The organism is Ferribacterium limneticum, from assembly GCF_020510565.1.
GTDB lineage: Bacteria > Pseudomonadota > Gammaproteobacteria > Burkholderiales > Rhodocyclaceae > Azonexus > Azonexus limneticus_B.
The window spans coordinates 1,987,886-2,006,047 of record NZ_CP075189.1; the positions used below are offsets into that span (position 1 = coordinate 1,987,886).

General features: G+C 61.9%; 10 protein-coding genes. 4 read left to right on the plus strand and 6 right to left on the minus strand.

What is annotated here, in order from left to right; all coding sequences use genetic code 11:
- Positions 1-94 precede the first annotated feature (94 nt).
- The 3 genes from KI610_RS09585 to KI610_RS09595 are packed head-to-tail and all read right to left on the minus strand — an operon-like array spanning position 95 to position 1,020.
- The gene (locus KI610_RS09585) at positions 95-382 is read right to left on the minus strand and encodes a sll1863 family stress response protein (RefSeq protein ID WP_226498418.1); all 288 of its coding nucleotides are present in this window, start codon (positions 380-382) and stop codon (positions 95-97) included.
- Between the two features lie 35 nt (positions 383-417).
- A complete protein-coding gene (locus KI610_RS09590) occupies positions 418-834 on the minus strand; it encodes a BON domain-containing protein (protein ID WP_226498419.1) in 417 nt (138 codons plus the stop codon).
- 27 nt (positions 835-861) lie between these two features.
- Entirely contained in the window at positions 862-1,020 is a 159-nt protein-coding gene (locus tag KI610_RS09595; RefSeq protein WP_226498420.1) for a DUF3309 family protein, read from the minus strand.
- A gap of 204 nt (positions 1,021-1,224) precedes the next feature.
- Between KI610_RS09595 and KI610_RS09600 the strand changes: the two genes are divergently transcribed.
- The 4 genes from KI610_RS09600 to KI610_RS09615 all read left to right on the plus strand — a co-directional run bounded on the left by KI610_RS09600 (position 1,225) and on the right by KI610_RS09615 (position 13,431).
- A complete protein-coding gene (locus tag KI610_RS09600; RefSeq protein ID WP_226498421.1) occupies positions 1,225-1,503 on the plus strand; it encodes a DUF883 family protein in 279 nt (92 codons plus the stop codon).
- Positions 1,504-1,531: 28 nt separating this feature from the next.
- Entirely contained in the window at positions 1,532-4,006 is a 2,475-nt protein-coding gene (locus tag KI610_RS09605) for an EAL domain-containing response regulator (protein ID WP_226498422.1), read from the plus strand.
- Positions 4,007-4,209: 203 nt separating this feature from the next.
- On the plus strand, positions 4,210-4,524 hold the full coding sequence (locus KI610_RS09610; protein WP_226498423.1) for a BON domain-containing protein: 315 nt from the start codon (positions 4,210-4,212) through the stop codon (positions 4,522-4,524).
- A 114-nt stretch (positions 4,525-4,638) separates the two neighbouring features.
- A complete protein-coding gene (locus KI610_RS09615; protein ID WP_226498424.1) occupies positions 4,639-13,431 on the plus strand; it encodes a GH36-type glycosyl hydrolase domain-containing protein in 8,793 nt (2,930 codons plus the stop codon).
- On the opposite strand, the gene KI610_RS09620 is transcribed toward KI610_RS09615, so the two are convergent.
- The 3 genes from KI610_RS09620 to KI610_RS09630 are packed head-to-tail and all read right to left on the minus strand — an operon-like array spanning position 13,424 to position 18,157.
- On the minus strand, positions 13,424-15,208 hold the full coding sequence (locus KI610_RS09620; RefSeq protein WP_226498425.1) for an ATP-binding protein: 1,785 nt from the start codon (positions 15,206-15,208) through the stop codon (positions 13,424-13,426). The two genes, KI610_RS09615 and KI610_RS09620, sit on opposite strands and share 8 nt — an antisense overlap.
- Positions 15,205-17,829, minus strand: coding sequence for a CheR family methyltransferase (locus KI610_RS09625; RefSeq protein ID WP_226498426.1), 2,625 nt, complete (start codon positions 17,827-17,829; stop codon positions 15,205-15,207). Before KI610_RS09625 ends, KI610_RS09620 begins: the two co-directional genes overlap by 4 nt.
- Before the next feature lie 7 nt (positions 17,830-17,836).
- Complete coding sequence (locus KI610_RS09630) at positions 17,837-18,157, minus strand: DUF1840 domain-containing protein (protein ID WP_226498427.1); 321 nt, start codon at positions 18,155-18,157, stop codon at positions 17,837-17,839.
- Between the last annotated feature and the right edge of the window lie 5 nt (positions 18,158-18,162).

Below are 18,162 nucleotides of genomic sequence, written 5' to 3' on the forward strand. Positions count from 1 at the left end.
GGTCTTTCTCCGTTGCAAAAGATGGCGCCGGCGAGGTTGTTCATTGCCCGCTTTTGGCCGATAAAAAAGCGCCCGAAGGCGCCGAATTGCGTGCTTACTTGAATTTCGACTGGGCGTCGGTCAGTCCGGTTTTCAGGTCGTCCCACATCTTGTCGGCCGTTACCCTGACCTGGTCCCAGGCTTCGCCGCTGGCCTTGCCGAGTTCTTTCATCTTGTCGGCGGCGGCATGCTGCTTGCCGCGCAGGGCCTGAATTTCTTCCGCCCGCATGATTTTCATGTCGGCCGTGAAGTTGTCGATTTTGGCTTCGAGCAGATTGACCTGGGCGCTCCATTCCTTGAGTTGGGCGCCCATCTTTTCCTTGTATTCCTTGTGCAGCTCCATGATTTTCTCCTTCAATGCAGGTGAGTGCTTCGGCCTTATTTGGCCGAGGTGACGACGAGTTGGTTAACCACGTCCCGGACGCCATTGATCGCCATTGCGCGGGCCTTGGCCTTGTCGCTGTTGGCTTTCGAATCGACCGTGCCGGTCAGCGTGACCACACCCTTGATGGTGTCGACGCTGATCTGCATCGATTTCAGGCCGGGTTCACCGAGGAATTCGGCTTTGACCCTGGCGGTGATTTCGGTGTCATCCCAGGATTGAGCGGTTTTGGCGCCTTGCTCGGTCATCTTGTTTTCGAACTTGTCGACGGTTTCGCCGACCTTCTTGCCGGTGTCGGTGGCAGCTTGATCCAGTTTCTTGCCGGTCTGTTCGGCTGGACCGGGTTTGTCGCAAGCGCTCAGCCCAAGGGCAAGGAACAGTGAAATGGTGATCAGTGTGGTTTTGCTTTGCATGTGGTGATTTCTCCGGTGTGGTTTTGTCTAAATCTTGCCGAGCAGAAGCAGGACGAGCAGGATCAGCAGCACCAGTCCGATGCCGCCGCTCGGGGCATAACCCCAGCCCTTGCTATGCGGCCAGCTCGGAATGGCGCCGATCAAGAGCAGGACCAGAACGATCAGCAGAATGGTTCCCAGGGACATTTCTTTTCTCCTCAATGTTGCAGGGCATCAACGATGCATGCCGTGGTGGCCATGGTACGGACGCCATGCCCAAGGTCTGTTCGCCAGCGCACAGACCCGGCATCGGCTTGCTACCAGCATATGAATCAGTGGAGTGAAGCGGACAGCCATCCCGGCAGCCCGTCGTCCTCTCCCTTCCCCCATTTGCAGATATCAGGAGAAATCATGACAACAGAAATCATCACCATTCCAGGAACGACCGAAAGTCTGAAGGAAACATTGAGCAGGGATTTGAAGGGGATTGTTGGCAAGGCAGACCATCTTCTGAAGGATGCCGGTCATTCAGTGGCCGAAGAGTTTTCCGCGACGCGCCATGCCATTGCAGAAAATGCTTGCGCCGCCTCCACTGCCACCGATGCCTATGTCCGCGCCAACCCCTGGAAAATCATCGGGATTGCTGCGGCTACAGGCGCCTTCATTGGTGCCCTGATCAGCCGTCGCTGATTCCGTGACTTTGGCAGGAGGGCAGATATTGAACGATTCCGCGCTGCATCTCTTGCTGATTGAAGATGATTCCAGCGAGGCCCGGCTGATCGAAGCGGCGCTCGCCCGCAAGGGTGGAAAACCGTATCGGATCGAACGGGCGACTTGCCTGTCCGAAGCCTTGGGTGCGCTCGCCAAGTCAGCTTTCGAGATCATCCTGCTCGACCTCGGTTTGCCCGATGGCCAGGGCATTACTGTTTTCGAGCAGGTCTACAGCGCGGCGCCCGATGCCCTGATCATCATCCTGAGTACCGAGGCGGATGAGGAAACTGCTCGTCAAGCCGTGCAGGCTGGCGCCGACGATTATCTCGTCAAGGAGCAGGTCGATACTCACTGGTTGCCACGCACCCTGAACTATCTGATCGAGTGCAAGACCACCCGGCAGGCCCTGACCTTCAGCGAAGCGCGCTTTCGCGCCATGAGCGATGCCTCGCCGCTTGGCATCTTCGTTTCTGATGTCCATGGCGAATGTGTCTATACCAACGAGGCCTATCACACGATATCCGGGCTGAATCTGGAGCAGACGCTGGGCACCAACTGGAGCATGGCGATTCATCCCGATGACCGCCAGCGTGTCCTGCTCGAATGGCGTGCTGCCGCGCAGGGCGAGGCCATCTTCAAGTCGGAAGCACGGTTTTTGCGGGCTGACGGCAGCATGGTCTGGGCGCGGCTCAATGCGGCGGCCATGCTCGATGGCCAGTTGTCGCGCGGCCATGTCCAGATCGTCGAGGACATCACTGAACGCAAGCTTGCCGAAGATGCCTTGTTCGAGGAAAAAGAGCGCGCCCAGGTGACGCTCAACTCGATTGGTGACGCGGTGCTGACGACCAACCTGCCAGGCAACGTGACCTACCTCAACCTCGTGGCTGAGTCGATGACCGGCTGGTCGCGGGAGACTGCCCTCGGGCATCCGCTTTCCGAGGTTTTCAACATCGTCGATGGTTCAACGCACCTGCCTGCGGCGAATCCGGCGCAGTTGGCCATCAGCGAGAACCGGACCGTCGGGCTGGCGGCTGACAGCCTTCTCGTCCGTCGCGACGGCACCGAATCGGCCATCGAGGATTCGGCAGCCCCCATCCACAACCGGGATGGCAAGGTTTCCGGTGCCGTCATCGTCTTTCACGATGTCAGCGAGTCGCGGGCCATGGCGCTCAAGATGGCGCATCTGGCCCAGCACGATTTTCTGACCGGGCTGCCCAACCGGCTCCTGCTCACCGAGCGTCTGTCCCGTGCCATCGGGCAGGCCCGGCGGCACGGCAAGCGGGTTGCCCTGATGTTCGTCGACCTCGACTATTTCAAGCACATCAACGATTCGCTCGGGCACACGATAGGCGACCTCCTGCTGCAGGTAGTGGCGGAGCGCCTGAAACTCTGCATTCGCGATACCGACACGGTTTGCCGGCAGGGTGGCGACGAGTTCGTCATCCTGCTCACCGAAATCGAAGATACGCCAGATGCGGCGCCGGTCGCCGAAAAGCTCCTGGCGGCCTTTGCCGAACCCTGCCTGATCGGCGGGCATGAGCTTCACGTCACGCTGAGCATCGGTATCGCCATTTATCCGGATGACGGGCTGGATGCCGATGAAGTGATGAAGAACGCCGATACCGCGATGTATCACGCCAAGGCCAACGGCCGGAACAACTACCAGTTTTTCACGACGGAGATGAACACGCGCGCCGTCCGCCGTCTGTTTGTCGAAGGCAATCTGCGCCGAGCCCTGAAGCAGGGCGAGTTCATGCTCTACTACCAGCCCAAGATCGATCTGGCCACCGGCCTCATGATCGGCAGCGAAGCGCTGATCCGCTGGCAGGACCCCGAGCACGGCGTGGTCTATCCGAACCAGTTCGTGCCGATTGCCGAAGAATCCGGTCTCATCATCCCGATTGGCAGCTGGGTCCTGCGCGAAGCGTGCCGGCAGGTCTGCGCCTGGCAGGATGCCGGGCTGCTCGCCGTGCCGGTCTCGGTGAATATTTCAGCCGTCGAGTTTCGCCACAAGAACTTCCTCGAAGGGGTGGCGACGATCCTCCGGGAAACGGGGATGCTGCCGAGTTTTCTTGAGCTGGAACTGACCGAAAGCATCCTCATGCACGATGCCGAATCGTCGGCGTCGGTACTCGAATCGCTCAAGGCGATGGGCATGCATCTGGCCATCGACGATTTCGGCACCGGCTATTCCAGCCTGAGCTATCTCAAGCGTTTTCCGATCAATACCCTGAAGATCGACCAGTCTTTCGTTCAGGACATCGACATCGACGAGGACGACGCGAGCATCGTCAGCGCCATGATCGGCATGGGCAAGAGCCTCAAGCAGCGGGTGATCGCCGAAGGCGTCGAAACCGAGTCGCAGCTCGCCTTCCTGCGCTCCCTGCAATGCGACGAAGGGCAGGGCTTCCTGTTCGGACATCCCCTGCCGGCCGAGCAGTTCGCGCGCCTCCTGCTCAAAGAGCAGGGATTGCCGGGCTAGAAGCGAAGATCGGGCATTTCAAAATCGGGCGATATTTCCGGTTGACCGTGGGATTGCCCATCTGCGCGAAGCCAGCTATGTGTCCCACCACACCGACGCGATTATTCCGGCTGGCTACTCTTCATTTCTCAGGTGTCGAAGCTCGATCAGGGAACGATGCCGAGATCAGGGAATTCAGTTTCCCCATAACAGGAGAGTCGATCATGAATACATTCAGCAAATATCTGTCCGCCGCATTTCTGGCCCTGTCGCTGCTCACCGCCGTTGGCTGCGCTTCCACCGCCAAGTCGGAAGGCACCGGCGAATACATCGATGACACGGTGATCACCAGCAAGGTCAAGGCCGCCATCCTCGGCGAATCGACCCTGAAATCTGCCGAGATCAATGTCGAAACCTTCAAGGGCATCGTCCAGCTCAGCGGCTTCGTCAGTTCGCAAGCCGCCGCCAGCAAGGCCGTCGAACTTGCCCGCGCGGTCAAGGGCGTGAGCTCGGTCAAGAACGACATGCGTATCAAGTAATTGACGATCAGCCTGCGGTCCGGTGCGCAGGCACCGGGCTGTCGGATTGAAGTAGTCAATCTCACGATGCGCCATGCGTCGTGAGATTTTTTGTTTATGGGAAGGCGATTCGATTTGAAATCCAGCCAATCGGTTTTTGAGTATTTTCGCCAACTGGGAAGACGCTTTCGGGATGGCGACTGGTCGGCTGCACTGCCCAACGAAGAGGCGCCCTTGCGCGCCGCCCTGTACAGCGCCGACCAGATGGCGCAGCACGGCAAGGCGCTGGCCGCGGCACACCGGCTCGCTGCCGGCACCGTCACCGACCGCCTGCTCGGCCGGCTGGCCGCCAACGAAAATACGCTGGTTGATGTCTGTCGCCGACTGACTTCCGTTGCTACCGAAAAGCGCCGGATCACACCGGCCGGCGAATGGTTGCTCGACAATTTCTATCTCATCGAAGAGCAGATCCGTACGGCCAAGCGCCACCTGCCCAAAGGCTACAGCCGCGAACTGCCGCGCCTGGCCAGCGGGCCATCGGCCGGCCATCCGCGCGTTTACGACATTGCGCTGGAAACGGTCGCGCACGGCGATGGGCGGGTCGATCCGGAAACCCTGAGCCGTTTCGTCGCCGCCTACCAAACCGTCACCGACCTGCGCCTCGGCGAGTTGTGGGCGATCCCCATCATGCTGCGTCTGGCCGTCATCGAGAATCTGCGCCGGGTCGGGGTCAGCATCGCCGCTGGCTGGGAAGAGCGCGGTCTGGCCGAGTTGTGGGCCGACCGCATGATCGAGGCCGCCGAGCATGATCCGAAGAACCTGATCCTGACCATCGCCGACATGGCGCGCTCACAGCCGCCCATGGTCAGCGCCTTCGTCGCCGAACTGGCCCGTCGCCTACAAGGGCGCGGCCCGGCGCTGGCGCTGCCGCTGACCTGGATCGAGCAGCATCTGGCCGAATCGGGCCTGACCATCGCCCAGATGGTGCAGACCGAGAACCAGTTGCAGGCGGCCGATCAGGTGTCGATCAGCAACAGCATCGGCAGCCTGCGCATCATCGGCGCGATGGATTGGCAGACCTTTGTCGAAACCCAGAGCATCGTCGAGCAGACGCTGCTCGGCGACCCCGGTGGCGTTTATGGCGCGATGGATTTCGCGACACGCGACCGCTATCGCCATGCCACCGAAGCGATTGCCCGCAAGAGCGATCTGTCCGAGGGGCTGCTTGCCGCCCGCGTGCTCGAACTGGCTCGCACAGCGCACGACGGGCCGGGCGGGCCGGGCGTGCCGGGGGCGCACGTCGGTTATTACCTGATTGGCCCCGGTCTGGCGCAACTCGAAAGCGCCATCGAGGTTCGTCACACTTTCCCCGAAAGCGTTCGCCGGGCGGCGAGTCGCATGCCGCTGACCATCTACCTGGGCGGCGTTACCGTCATTGCCGGCCTGCTCGCCAGCAGCCTGGTCATGCGCGCCATGCCGGCCGGTTTGCCGCTGTGGGCGATGATATTGCTCGGCCTGGTGGCGCTGCTGGCGACCAGCCAACTGGCCGTGTCACTGGTGAACTGGGCGGCCAGCTTGCTCGTCGCTCCGCATCCGCTGCCGAAAATGGATTTCTCCGAGGGCATCCCGCCCGCCTCGCGAACGTTGGTCGTCGTGCCGACCATGCTGACCAGCGCCGCCGGCATTGACAGCCTGATCGAGGCGCTGGAAGTCCGCTTCCTGGCCAACCGCGATCCCTGCCTGCACTTCGCGCTGCTCACCGATTTTCTCGACGCCGGGCAGGAAACGCTGCCCGAAGACGCTGCCCTGATGCAGTTGGCGGCGCAAAAGATCGACGAACTGAATTTCAAATTCGGGCAAAAAATCGGGTTGACCGTAGCAAGCATCTTTTTCCTCTTCCACCGGCCGCGCCGCTGGAATCCGCAGGAACGCGTCTGGATGGGCTACGAACGCAAGCGTGGCAAGCTGGCTGATCTCAATGCGCTGCTCATGAATGGCACGCCCGACGGCTTTTCGCTGATCGCCGGCGATACCGCGGCGCTGGCCGGGACGCGCTATGTCATCACCCTCGACACCGACACCCAGTTGCCGCGCGATACGGCGCGCCAGTTTGTCGGGGCGATGGCCCATCCGCTCAACCGGCCAGGTTTTGACGAAATGCGCCAGCGCGTGGTCAGCGGCTACGGCATCCTGCAGCCGCGCGTCGCGGTCAGCCTGCCCGGCACCAATCGCTCGCGGCTCGCCCGGCTCTACGGCGGCGAACCAGGCATCGACCCCTATACCCGTGCCGTCTCCGATGTTTATCAGGACGTCTTCGGCGAAGGCTCGTTCATCGGCAAGGGCATCTACGACGTCGAAGCCTTCGAACGCGCCTTGGGTGGCTGTTTTCCGGAAAACCGCATCCTCAGCCACGACCTGCTCGAAGGCTGCTACGCCCGGGCCGGCCTGCTCAGCGATGTGCAGTTGTACGAGGATTGCCCGGCCAGCTACCGGGCCGATGTCATTCGCCGCCATCGCTGGCTGCGCGGCGACTGGCAACTGGCCGACTGGCTGTTCCGGCGCGTGCCGGGCAAGGGTATGTGCCGGCAGACGAATCCGCTGTCGACGCTGTCGCAGTGGAAGCTGTTCGACAACCTGCGGCGCAGCCTCGTCCCGGCTGCGCTGAGCGTGCTGCTCGTGCTCGGCTGGACGGTGCTCGCCCCCGTTGCCTGGTGGACCATGTCCATCCTCGGCATCCTGCTCGTTCCGCCAATTTTTGCCGCCTTGCTCGACGCCAGCCGCAAGCCCGACGAAATCCTGGTCCGCCAGCATCTCGCCGCGGTGGCCGGCTCGGCCTGGCGCCATTTCCGGCAGCTTGGCTTTGAATTGGCCTGTCTGCCTTACGAAGCCTTTTTCAGCCTCGACGCCATCGCGAGAACTACCTGGCGCGTGCTGGTTTCGCATCGCCGCCTGCTCGAATGGAACCCGTCGAGCGAAGTCGAACGTCAGATAGCCGGGCGCCGCCGTAGCGAGCTGCTCGCCTGCCTGCGCAGCATGTGGATCGGCCCGCTGCTGGCCGGCGGGCTGGGTGCCTGGCTGGTGCTCGCCAGTCAGGAAGAAATGCTCATCGCTACGCCGGTCCTCCTGCTCTGGTTGACCTCGCCGTTCATTGCCTGGTGGCTGAGTCGTCCACTGGCTGCCCACAAGGTCCGCCTGACGGTCGAGCAGGGCTTTTTCCTGCGCCGCATTGCCCGCCGCACCTGGGCCTTCTTCGAGCATTTCGTTGGACCGGACGATCACTGGCTGGCCCCGGATAATTTCCAGGAATACCGGGTCGCCGCCATCGCCCACCGCACCTCGCCGACCAATATGGGCCTGGCCCTGCTGGCCAACCTGGGCGCCTGGGATTTTGGTTACATCACGACCGGCAGGCTGCTCGAACGTACGGCCAACACGCTGCGCACCATGGTCGGTCTGGAGCGTTATCGCAGCCATTTCTACAACTGGTACGACACCCAGACCCTGCAACCGCTGCCGCTGCTCTACGTGTCGACGGTCGACAGCGGCAATCTGGCCGGCCATCTGCTGACCCTGCGCGGCGGCCTGCTCGAACTGGCCGACGCGCCGATATTGCAGCCACGCTTGCTGGCCGGCCTCAACGACACGCTCGGCCTGCTCGCCGAGAGCGCCGAAGAAGCCGTCGCCGGCACGCTGGGCGCCTGGCGCAAGCTGCTCGATACGGCGATGCTGAATCCGCCGCCGACCATTTCGGCCATGGCTCGGCTGATCCGCCAACTCGGCGAGGGCGCCGGCGAATTGCTCAGCGAGGTTGAAGCCAGCCTTGTCGTGGTCGATGAAAGCACGCCGGAAAACGAGGCCGCCGAATGGGCCCGGGCACTGGTAAGGCAACTGGCTGAAGCGCAGGCCGAACTGGAACATCTCGCCCCCTGGCTGAGACTGCCACCAGCCCCGGCCGGGCTGGAAGTTTTTGCCCGGATCGCCAACGAGGCCACCTTGCCGACCCTGCGCGGTCTGGCCCGACTGGCCACCGAGCGCTGCCCGGATATCGAGACGCACCTGGCGATGGACCTGAACATCGAGCAACGCAACTGGCTGATCGAGCTATCCCGCAAGATTGTGCTGGCCGGCAATGTCGCCACCCAGCGCATCGCCCTGATCGACGCACTCGCCGAGCAATCCGGCGAACTGGCGCAGATGGATTACGACTTCCTGTTCGACAAGGCGCGCCACCTGTTGACCATCGGCTACAACGTCGGCGAACGCCGCGTCGATACCAGTTATTACGATCTGCTCGCCTCCGAAGCCCGGCTGTGCAATTTCGTCGCCATCGCCCAGGGGCAACTGCCGCAGGAAAGCTGGTTCTCGCTCGGCCGGCTGCTCACCGGCACCGGCGGCGAGCCGGCCTTGCTGTCGTGGAGCGGCTCGATGTTCGAGTACCTGATGCCGATGCTGGTCATGCCCAATTACGAAAACACCTTGCTCGACCAGACCTGCAAGGCCGCCGTGGCGCGCCAGATCGAGTACGGCAAGCAGCGCGGCGTGCCGTGGGGCGTTTCCGAATCGGGCTACAACACGGTCGATCTGCATCTCAACTATCAGTACCGCGCCTTTGGCGTGCCGGGACTGGGCCTCAAGCGCGGGCTGGCCGAGGATCTGGTCATCGCGCCCTATGCCTCGGCGCTGGCCCTGATGGTGGCGCCGGAAGCGGCCTGCCTCAACCTGCAGCGCATGGCCGACGAGGGTTTTGTCGGCAAATACGGCTTCTTCGAGGCCATCGACTACACGACTGCCCGCCAGCGGCGCGGCCAGTCGCATGTCGTCGTCCGTTCCTTCATGGCCCACCACCAGGGCATGAGCCTGCTGGCGCTCGATTACCTGCTGCTCAATCAGCCGATGCAGCGGCGTTTTGTTGCCGACCGTCTGTTCCAGGCCATCCTGCTCCTGCTTCAGGAGCGTATTCCCAAGGCCACGACGCTCTTCTCGCACACGGCCGAACTGGCCGACGCGCGTTCGGTTTCGAGCATCGACGAAACGCCGATCCGCGTCTTTACGACCCCGGACACGCCGGTGCCCGAAGTCCAGTTGCTGTCGAACGGCCGCTACCACGTGATGGTGACCAATGCCGGCGGCGGCTACAGCCGCTGGAACGATCTGGCCGTCACCCGCTGGCGCGAAGACGGCACCCGCGACAATTGGGGCAGCTTCTGCTACATCCGCGAACTGGCCAGCGGCAGTGTCTGGTCGACGGCTTATCAGCCGACGCTCAAACGGCCGGATCATTACGAGGCGATCTTCTCCGAAGGACGCGCCGAATTCCGCCGGCGCGATTCGCTCAACGGCGACGACGGCGAGTTCGAAACCTACACCGACATCGTCGTCTCGCCCGAGGACGACATCGAACTCCGGCGGACCCGCATCACCAACCGCTCGCGCCAGCGCCGCGAGATCGAGGTAACGAGTTACGCCGAGGTGGTTATCGCCCCGGCGGCGGCCGACGAGTTGCACCCGGCCTTCAGCAACCTGTTTGTGCAGACGGAGATCCTGCACGGGCGCAACGCCGTGCTGTGCACCCGGCGGCCGCGTTCGCTCACCGAACAGGCGCCGTGGATGCTGCACCTGATGGCCGTCCATGACGCCGTTTCAGGCGCCGTTTCCTACGAAACCGATCGTGCCCGTTTCATCGGCCGCACCTGTTCCACGGCCCATCCGCTGGCCATGGAGCAAGCCGGCAAACTGTCTGGCACGGCGGGTTCGGTGCTCGACCCCATTGTCGCCATTCGCCATCGCATCGTGCTCGAACCCGAGCAGTCGGTGACCATCGATGTAGTGACCGGCATTACCGAAAACCGCGCTCTGGCGCTCGGTCTGGTCGAAAAATATCAGGACCGCCATCTGGCCGACCGCGTCTTCGAACTGACCTGGACGCATAGCCAGGTCGTCCTGCGCCAGCTCAACGCCAGCGAGGCCGACGCCCAGCTTTACGCCCGCTTGGCCAGCTCGGTCATCCATGCCAATGCCTCGCTGCGGGCCGATGCGTCGGTATTGATTCGCAACCAGCGCGGCCAGTCCGGCCTCTGGGGCTATGCCATTTCCGGCGACCTGCCCATCGTTCTGCTGCAGATTGGCGATGCGGCCAATATCGACCTCGTCCGCCAGCTGGTTCAGGCCCACGCCTACTGGCGCCTCAAAGGGCTGGTCGTCGATCTGGTGATCTGGAACGAGGACCACGCCGGCTACCGCCAGCGGCTGCAGGACCAGATCATGGGACTGATCGCCTCGGGCATCGAGGCCAGCGTCATCGACAAGCCGGGCGGCATTTTCGTGCGGCTGGCCGAACAGATTTCGAGCGAGGACCGCATCCTGCTGCAATCGGTGGCGCGCGCCGTGATCAACGATTGTCGCGGCTCGCTGGCCGAACAGCTCGACCTGCGCAGCCCGCCCGAATCACGCGTGCCGCGTCTGGTGGCGAGCCGGCGCTATCGCCCGGAAGCGCCGCCGGCCGCCACCGTGAACGGCCTTGATCTGCAGTTTTACAACGGCCTGGGCGGCTTCGCGGCGGATGGCCGGGAATACGTCATCACGCTGGCCGCCGGCCACACCACGCCGGCGCCATGGGCCAATGTGCTGGCCAACCCGCAGTTCGGCACGGTGATTTCGGAAAGTGGCAGCGCCTATACCTGGAGCGACAACGCCCACGAATTCCGCCTGACGCCGTGGCATAACGACCCGGTCAGCGATGGTGGCGGCGAAGCCATCTACCTGCGCGACGAGGAAACCGGCCACGTCTGGTCGCCAACCCCCTTGCCGGTGCGCGGCGCCATGCCTTACGTGGTTCGCCACGGTTTTGGCATCACGTCCTTTGAAACCTCGGTCGGCGGCATTCGCTCCGAGCTCACGGTCTATGTCGCCATCGACGCGCCGGTCAAATTCTCGATTTTAAAATTGGCCAATATTTCCGGTCGACCGCGGAAGATCTCGGCGACGGGCTATGTCGAGTGGGTACTCGGCGATTTGCGGGCCAAAACGGCCATGCATGTCACCACCGAGATCGCCACCGGTAGCGGCGCGCTGCTGGCGCGAAATCCCTACAGCCCCGAGTTCTCGGGACGCGTCGCCTTCTTCGATGTCGATGAAGTGAGCCGCACGCTGACCGGCGACCGCAACGAATTCATCGGCCGCAACGGTTCGCCGGGCGAGCCCTCGGCGCTCAAACGGGCCCGCCTTTCCGGCAAGCTCGGCGCCGGGCTGGACCCCTGCGGCGCCATCCAGATGGCGGTGGATCTGGCCGATGGTGAGGAACATGAGTTCGTTTTCCGTCTCGGCGTTGGGCGAACGACGGATGACGCCAATCAATTGATCCAGCGTTTCCGTGGTCCGCTGGCGGCGCGCATGGCGCTCGAAGCGGTTGAAGCGTATTGGGCGCAGTCACTGGGCGCCGTGCAGGTCGAGACGCCCGACCCGGCGCTCGATGTGCTGGCCAACGGCTGGCTGGTCTATCAGACGCTGGCCTGCCGGGTCTGGGCGCGCAGCGGCTATTACCAGTCGGGTGGCGCCTTCGGCTTTCGCGACCAGCTACAGGACATGATGGCGCTGGTCCATACCGAACCGGCGCTGGTCCGCGAACATCTGCTGCTCTGTGCCGGCCGCCAGTTTGCCGAGGGCGACGTCCAGCACTGGTGGCACCCGCCGGCCGGGCGCGGCGTGCGCACCCGCTGTTCGGACGACTACCTGTGGCTGCCGCTGGCCGTCTGCCGCTATGTGCAGGCCACCGCCGACACCGGTGTGCTCGATGAACGCAGCAATTTCCTCGAAGGCCGCCCGGTCAATCCGGAAGACGACTCCTACTACGATCTGCCGGTCCGCTCGGGCGAGGTGGCCAGCCTCTACGACCACTGCGTGCGCGCCATCCGCCATGGCCTGCGTTTCGGCGCGCACGGCCTGCCGCTGATCGGCTCCGGCGACTGGAACGACGGCATGAGCCGGGTCGGCATTGAGGGTCGTGGCGAGAGCGTCTGGCTCGGCTTCTTCCTGCATGAAGTGCTCCGGCAGTTCAGCGGTGTGGCGACAATTCATGGCGATCCGGCCTTTGCCGAATTTTGTCAGGGCGAAGCCGCCCGACTGCACCAGAACATCGAGGAGCAGGGCTGGGACGGCGCCTGGTATCGCCGCGCCTATTTCGACGACGGCACGCCGCTCGGCGACAGCACCAGTCCGGAATGCCGGATCGACTCGATCTCGCAGAGCTGGGCCGTGCTTTCCGGCGTGGCCAGTGCGACGCGCGGGCAGATGGCCATGCAGGCCGTCGACGAACACCTCGTGCGCCGGCAGGCCGGGCTGATCCAGTTGCTCGACCCGCCCTTCGACAAATCGCGGCTCGACACCGGCTACATCCGCGGCTACGTGCCGGGCGTCCGGGAAAATGGCGGCCAATACACCCACGCGGCGATCTGGGCGGCGATGGCCTTTGCCACCAGGGGAGACCGCGAACGGGCCTGGGAACTGGCGGCGATGATCAACCCGATCAACCACACCCATTCCGTAACCGCTGTCGATACCTACAAGGCCGAGCCATACGTGATGGCCGCCGATGTCTATGCGCTGGCCCCGCACGCCGGTCGCGGTGGCTGGACCTGGTATACCGGTTCGGCTGGCTGGATGTACCGGCTACTCGTCGAGTCGCTGCTTGGCTTGCGGCTGGAAGGCAACAAATTGCACCTGTCGCCTTGCCTGCCGGCGGATTGGCCGGGATTCAAGCTTCGCTACCGCTATCGGGCAACGGTCTATCGCATCGCCGTCATCTCAAGCGTCGATGCCCGAGGCAGCGTCACTGTGGATGGCCTGGAACAGGCGGACAATGTGATTCAACTGGTCGACGACCTGGTCGAACATCAGGTCGTGATTGTCGTCAATCAGGGCCAGCCTAATTGATCGGCGGCGTGGTCGCCAGCCACTTGGCCAGCATGGCATAAAGCTTTTCGGGTTCCACCGGCTTGGCGATGAAGTCGTCCATGCCGGCTTCCCGGCAGCGTTGATTGTCGTCGTCAAAAGCATTGGCCGTCATGGCCAGAATCGGTGTCGTCAGGTGTTTTGTTTGTTGGCGGATGGCGCGGGTTGCCGCCAGGCCGTCCATGACCGGCATCTGTATGTCCATCAGGATGAGGTCGTAATCGTTTGTGGCCGCAATATCGACAGCCTGGGCGCCGTTGTCGGCTACATCAACGTGCAGGCCGATCTCTTCCTGCAGCAGTGCCAGCGCCACTTCCTGAATGATGATGTCGTCCTCAACGAGCAGGATGCGCTTGTCGCGATACTTTGATCTGAGGAGGTTTCCAGCGTCGGGATGCGACGGGTTTGTTTCAGCGTGAGCCGTGACTGAACTATCGATGTGCCTTGGCAGACGGATGGCGAAAGAAAAGGTACTGCCGCTGCCCAGTGTGCTGCTTACCCCGAGTTCGCCGTTCATCAGTTGTACCAGGCGTCTTGAAATACTCAAACCAAGCCCGGTGCCCCCGTATTGCCGGGTTGTCGAGGCGTCGACCTGCTCGAACGGGGTGAAGACCCGAGTCAGGGCATCGGCTGGAATGCCGCAACCCGTGTCCTGGACGGCGAAGCTGACCTGCATTTCCTGGTCGTTCACTGCATCCACGTTCGCCCTTAGCTCGATCTGTCCGTGTTCGGTAAATTTGACGGCATTGCTCAACAGGTTGAGCAGGATCTGTTTGAGGTGCAAGGGGTCGCCGATCAATTGGCTTTCGCGCAGTGCCGGGGCCATGTCCAGCCGGAAGTCGAGATTCTTGTCCTTCATCTTGTCGATAACCAGGCTGCTGACTTCGGCCAGCAGTGTATCAAGCATGAATGGTGTCTGCTCCAGCGTGAGCTGTTCGGCATCAATTTTCGACAGATCGAGGATATCGTTGATGATCCCGAGCAGATGCCTGGCCGCGATGTTGATCTTGCCGAGCTGTGCTTCCTGATCGGATTTCAGACCGGAGCGCCGCATCAGATGCGCCATGCCGAGAATGGCGCTCAGCGGTGTTCTGATTTCATGGCTCATGTTGGCAAGAAAGGTTGCTTTGGCTCGATTGGCCGTTTCGGCAGCAGTCTTGGCGGCAGCCAGTTCTTCCGTCCGTATGGCCAGCGCAGCCAGGGCTTCATCCGACGCATGTTGTCGGCTCAGATCGGTGACGACCAGGCGGCATTCCAGACGACTCTCGTCGGCAATGCCTTCCATGAAAACATGGACGGGAGGGTATTCTGCCGGGCCGGCCAGTTTGAGATTGCAGGATTCCAGCTGGCCCTGCGAAAAAACCCGCTCGAAGAATTCCTTGTATCTGTGCAGTGCTTCTTGCGCCACAAATCGTGAAAGATGGCAGCGATCCAGGGGCAGCACCGGGCTACCCAGCAGCTTTCTGGCCATGGCATTCGATTTGGTAATGCAGCCGGTGCGATCCAGGGTGAAATAGGCAATGGGAGCAAGATCGTACAGATCGGTCAGTTGTGCGAGGTTTCGGGAAATTTCCGACTGGGCTTCGCGCAACACCTGGTTTTGCATTTCAAGTTCGATCTCATGAATTTGAAGTTCTTGCACCAGTTTCATCTGGTCGCCATGCGGCATGGTGGCGGGCTTGCCGCCTGGTATGGCGCCAAGCCGGTCTTCGGCCCGGCGCCGCAATTCGGTCGGGGTGATCGCTAGCAGCTGCGTCATGAATGATCCTCGATGGCAGGCGGGGCATCACCGGCTGACCTGGCTGCCCGCAGCTCGGCTTCGAGACGTTTTGCTTCGCTGATGTCGATGAGCGTAATGACCACGCCATCGATCACGTTTTCCAGCGTCCGGTAGGGCATGATCCGGACGATGTACCAAGAGCCATCCTTGCAGGTGATCTGCTTTTCGGAAAAGGCCAGTGTTTGCAGCACATCCTGGGCATCGTGCTGCAACTCGAGGTAGTCGAGCTTATGGACGATATCGGCTAGCGGTCGTCCGATATCGCTTGGAATGAACTTGAATATCTTGGTCGCCTGGCTGGTAAAGCGGCGCAAATGCAGCGTGTTGTCGAGAAAAATCGTGGCGATGTCGGTGCTGTTGAGCAGGTTCTTCATGTCACTGCTGGCAGCCGACCATTCATCGACTTTGGACTGGAGTTCGGCGTTGACCGTCTGCAACTCTTCGTTGAGCGACTGCATTTCCTCTTTGGAGGTGGTCAGCTCTTCGTTGGTCGACTGCAGCTCTTCATTGGTCGATTGCAGTTCTTCGTTGGCCGATTTGAGTTCTTCGTGTGAGGTCTGCATTTCTTCGCGAATGCTCTGAACTTCTTCCCTTGCCTTGAGCAGGGCCTGTTCGAGTTCGGCAACCCGGAGGTCGGCAAGCTGCTTTCTCGAGCGCCGTTTGGGCTGAGGTTTTGCCGCCACGACATCGGCGAAAACAATCATCACCATGCCGTGCAGAGCGGCGGGTTCTTCGATGGGGTAAACGGTCAGGTCAAGGCGCTGAGTTTCACCGCCATCCTCGATCGTCAGATCTTTGATGACCACCGCCTCGGCACTGCGCAGTGCTTTGGGCAGGGCAAGGATCAGTTCCTGGCGCAAGCCGTCGCGGGCCATGGCATGAATGTTCCAGTTGGCCTTGCCAGCTGCCGGCTCAAGATATTTTCCGGTCCGCCCGTTGATGAAAAGGACGTCCCCTTCAGCATTGGTCAACACGGCGGCCGGCGAGAATTTCTGCAGCAGCAATTGGTCGGCCAGGGTTTGCAGGTTGGCAGGTTGCATGGTCGGTGATGGCATCAGAATGGGGTTGGGGGAGTCGTCGAAATGGCGGGTCGGGAAGTCGATATCGATTGCTCTTCGCTTCGCTTCTTCCCGGCGATAGATTCGCGCCTTGGGCTCAAGCGGGGAAAAGAGTTCGGTAAAACTGCCGATGCTTTCGGCCGAGCCGAGAAAAAGCGTGCCGCCGGGTTTCAGGCTGTAGTGAAAAAGCGGCAACAAACGTTTTTGCAGGTCGGTGCCGAGATAAATCAGCACGTTCCGGCAGGTCAGGATATCCAGCCGGGTAAAAGGCGGGTCCATCGTGACATTGTGCGGCGCGAACACCACCATCTGGCGTATTTCCTGGCAGATCCGGAAACGGCCATTCTCTTCAACGAAAAACCGCTCCAGACGCTCCGCAGAAACGTCACTGGCAATGCTGGACGGATAGGTTCCTTGCCGCGCCTTGGCGATGGCGTCCGGATCGAGGTCGGTGGCGAAAATCTGCAGGTCGAGCCGGTTGGCGGGTTTGGCATGGTCCATTGCTTCGCAGAAGACCATGGCCAGTGTGTAGGCCTCTTCGCCGCTCGAGCAGCCGGCCACCCAGGCGCGCAGCAGATTGTCGTGTGTTTTGGTGCGAATCATTCCGGGCAGGACTTCTTCCTGCAGATAGGCCCAGGCGGCAGGGTCGCGGAAGAAGCTGGTGACACCGATCAGCAATTCCTTGAAGAGCAGGTCGACTTCCTGTGGGTTGCTCTGGAGAAAGGCGACGTAATCGCCGATTCCGCCCAGCCGATGAATGCCCATCCGGCGCTCGACCCGCCGATAGATGGTGCTTTTCTTGTATAGCGAGAAATCGTGACCGGTCTGGGCGCGCAGCAGGATGCAGATTTTCTCGAAGGCCGAACTCTTGGCGTCGCTATCTGGCTCGAGAAAGGGCTCCAGGGGCAAAAGGCGAGGCGGGTGTTGCAGACGGTCGATAATCAGCCGCGCCAGATCGCCCGGCGGGGCGACGATATCGGCCAGACGGGCATCAATCGCGCTGCGCGGCATGGCATCGAACTTGGCCGTGGCCGGATCCTGTACAAGTGACAGGCCGCCATGTTCGCTGATCGCCAGCAGGCCGAGCGTTCCATCCGAGCCCATGCCGGAAAGAATGATGCCGATGGCCCGTTCGCGCCGGTCTTCGGCCAGGCTGGATAAAAATGAGTTGATCGGCAAACGCAATCCTCGGGCCGCTACCGGGGCGAGCAGGTAGAGCGTGTCGTGGAGGATCGACAGATCCTTGTTGGGCGGGATGACATATACGCAATCCGGCTTGATCTTCATCCGGTTGCCCGCCTGCTTGACGACCATCGTAGTGGTGCGTTGCAGGAGTTCGGGCAGCATGCCGTAGCGGTTGGGGTCGAGGTGCTGGACGACGACAAAAGCCATGCCGCTCATGGGCGGCACGCCGCCGAGAAATTGCTCGAGGGCTTCCAGTCCGCCGGCTGACGCGCCTATACCGATGATCGGAAAGCGCTGGTCATCAGCTACTGCGGAGGATGTGGGCTGGATGCGCTCGCGCTTCCCTTTGGACGGCATTGCCGGATCATACCCCCCAGATGACCGGCTCGCCGGCTTTTGCGGCGCGCTCGAGCATGTCAACGAAGGGCGCGGCGCGTCGGGCGAGGCTGACCGGCGGCTCGTCGTCAGCTTCCTTTTTGCTTGGGCTGGCAGCCGTTTCCTGCGGCCTGGCTTTGTCGGCCACGATGGCTTTTTGCAGCGTCGCTATGGCTTCCGGCAACTGCTCGACGGTGATGATTCCGCGTGCCTCGTCCGGGCTTTTACCGAGCAGGGCAAGAATTTCCTTGGCGCTCTTTTCGTGCATGATCAGGTCGGCATTGGTGGCGGATTTGAAGGTGAAAAGCATGGCGA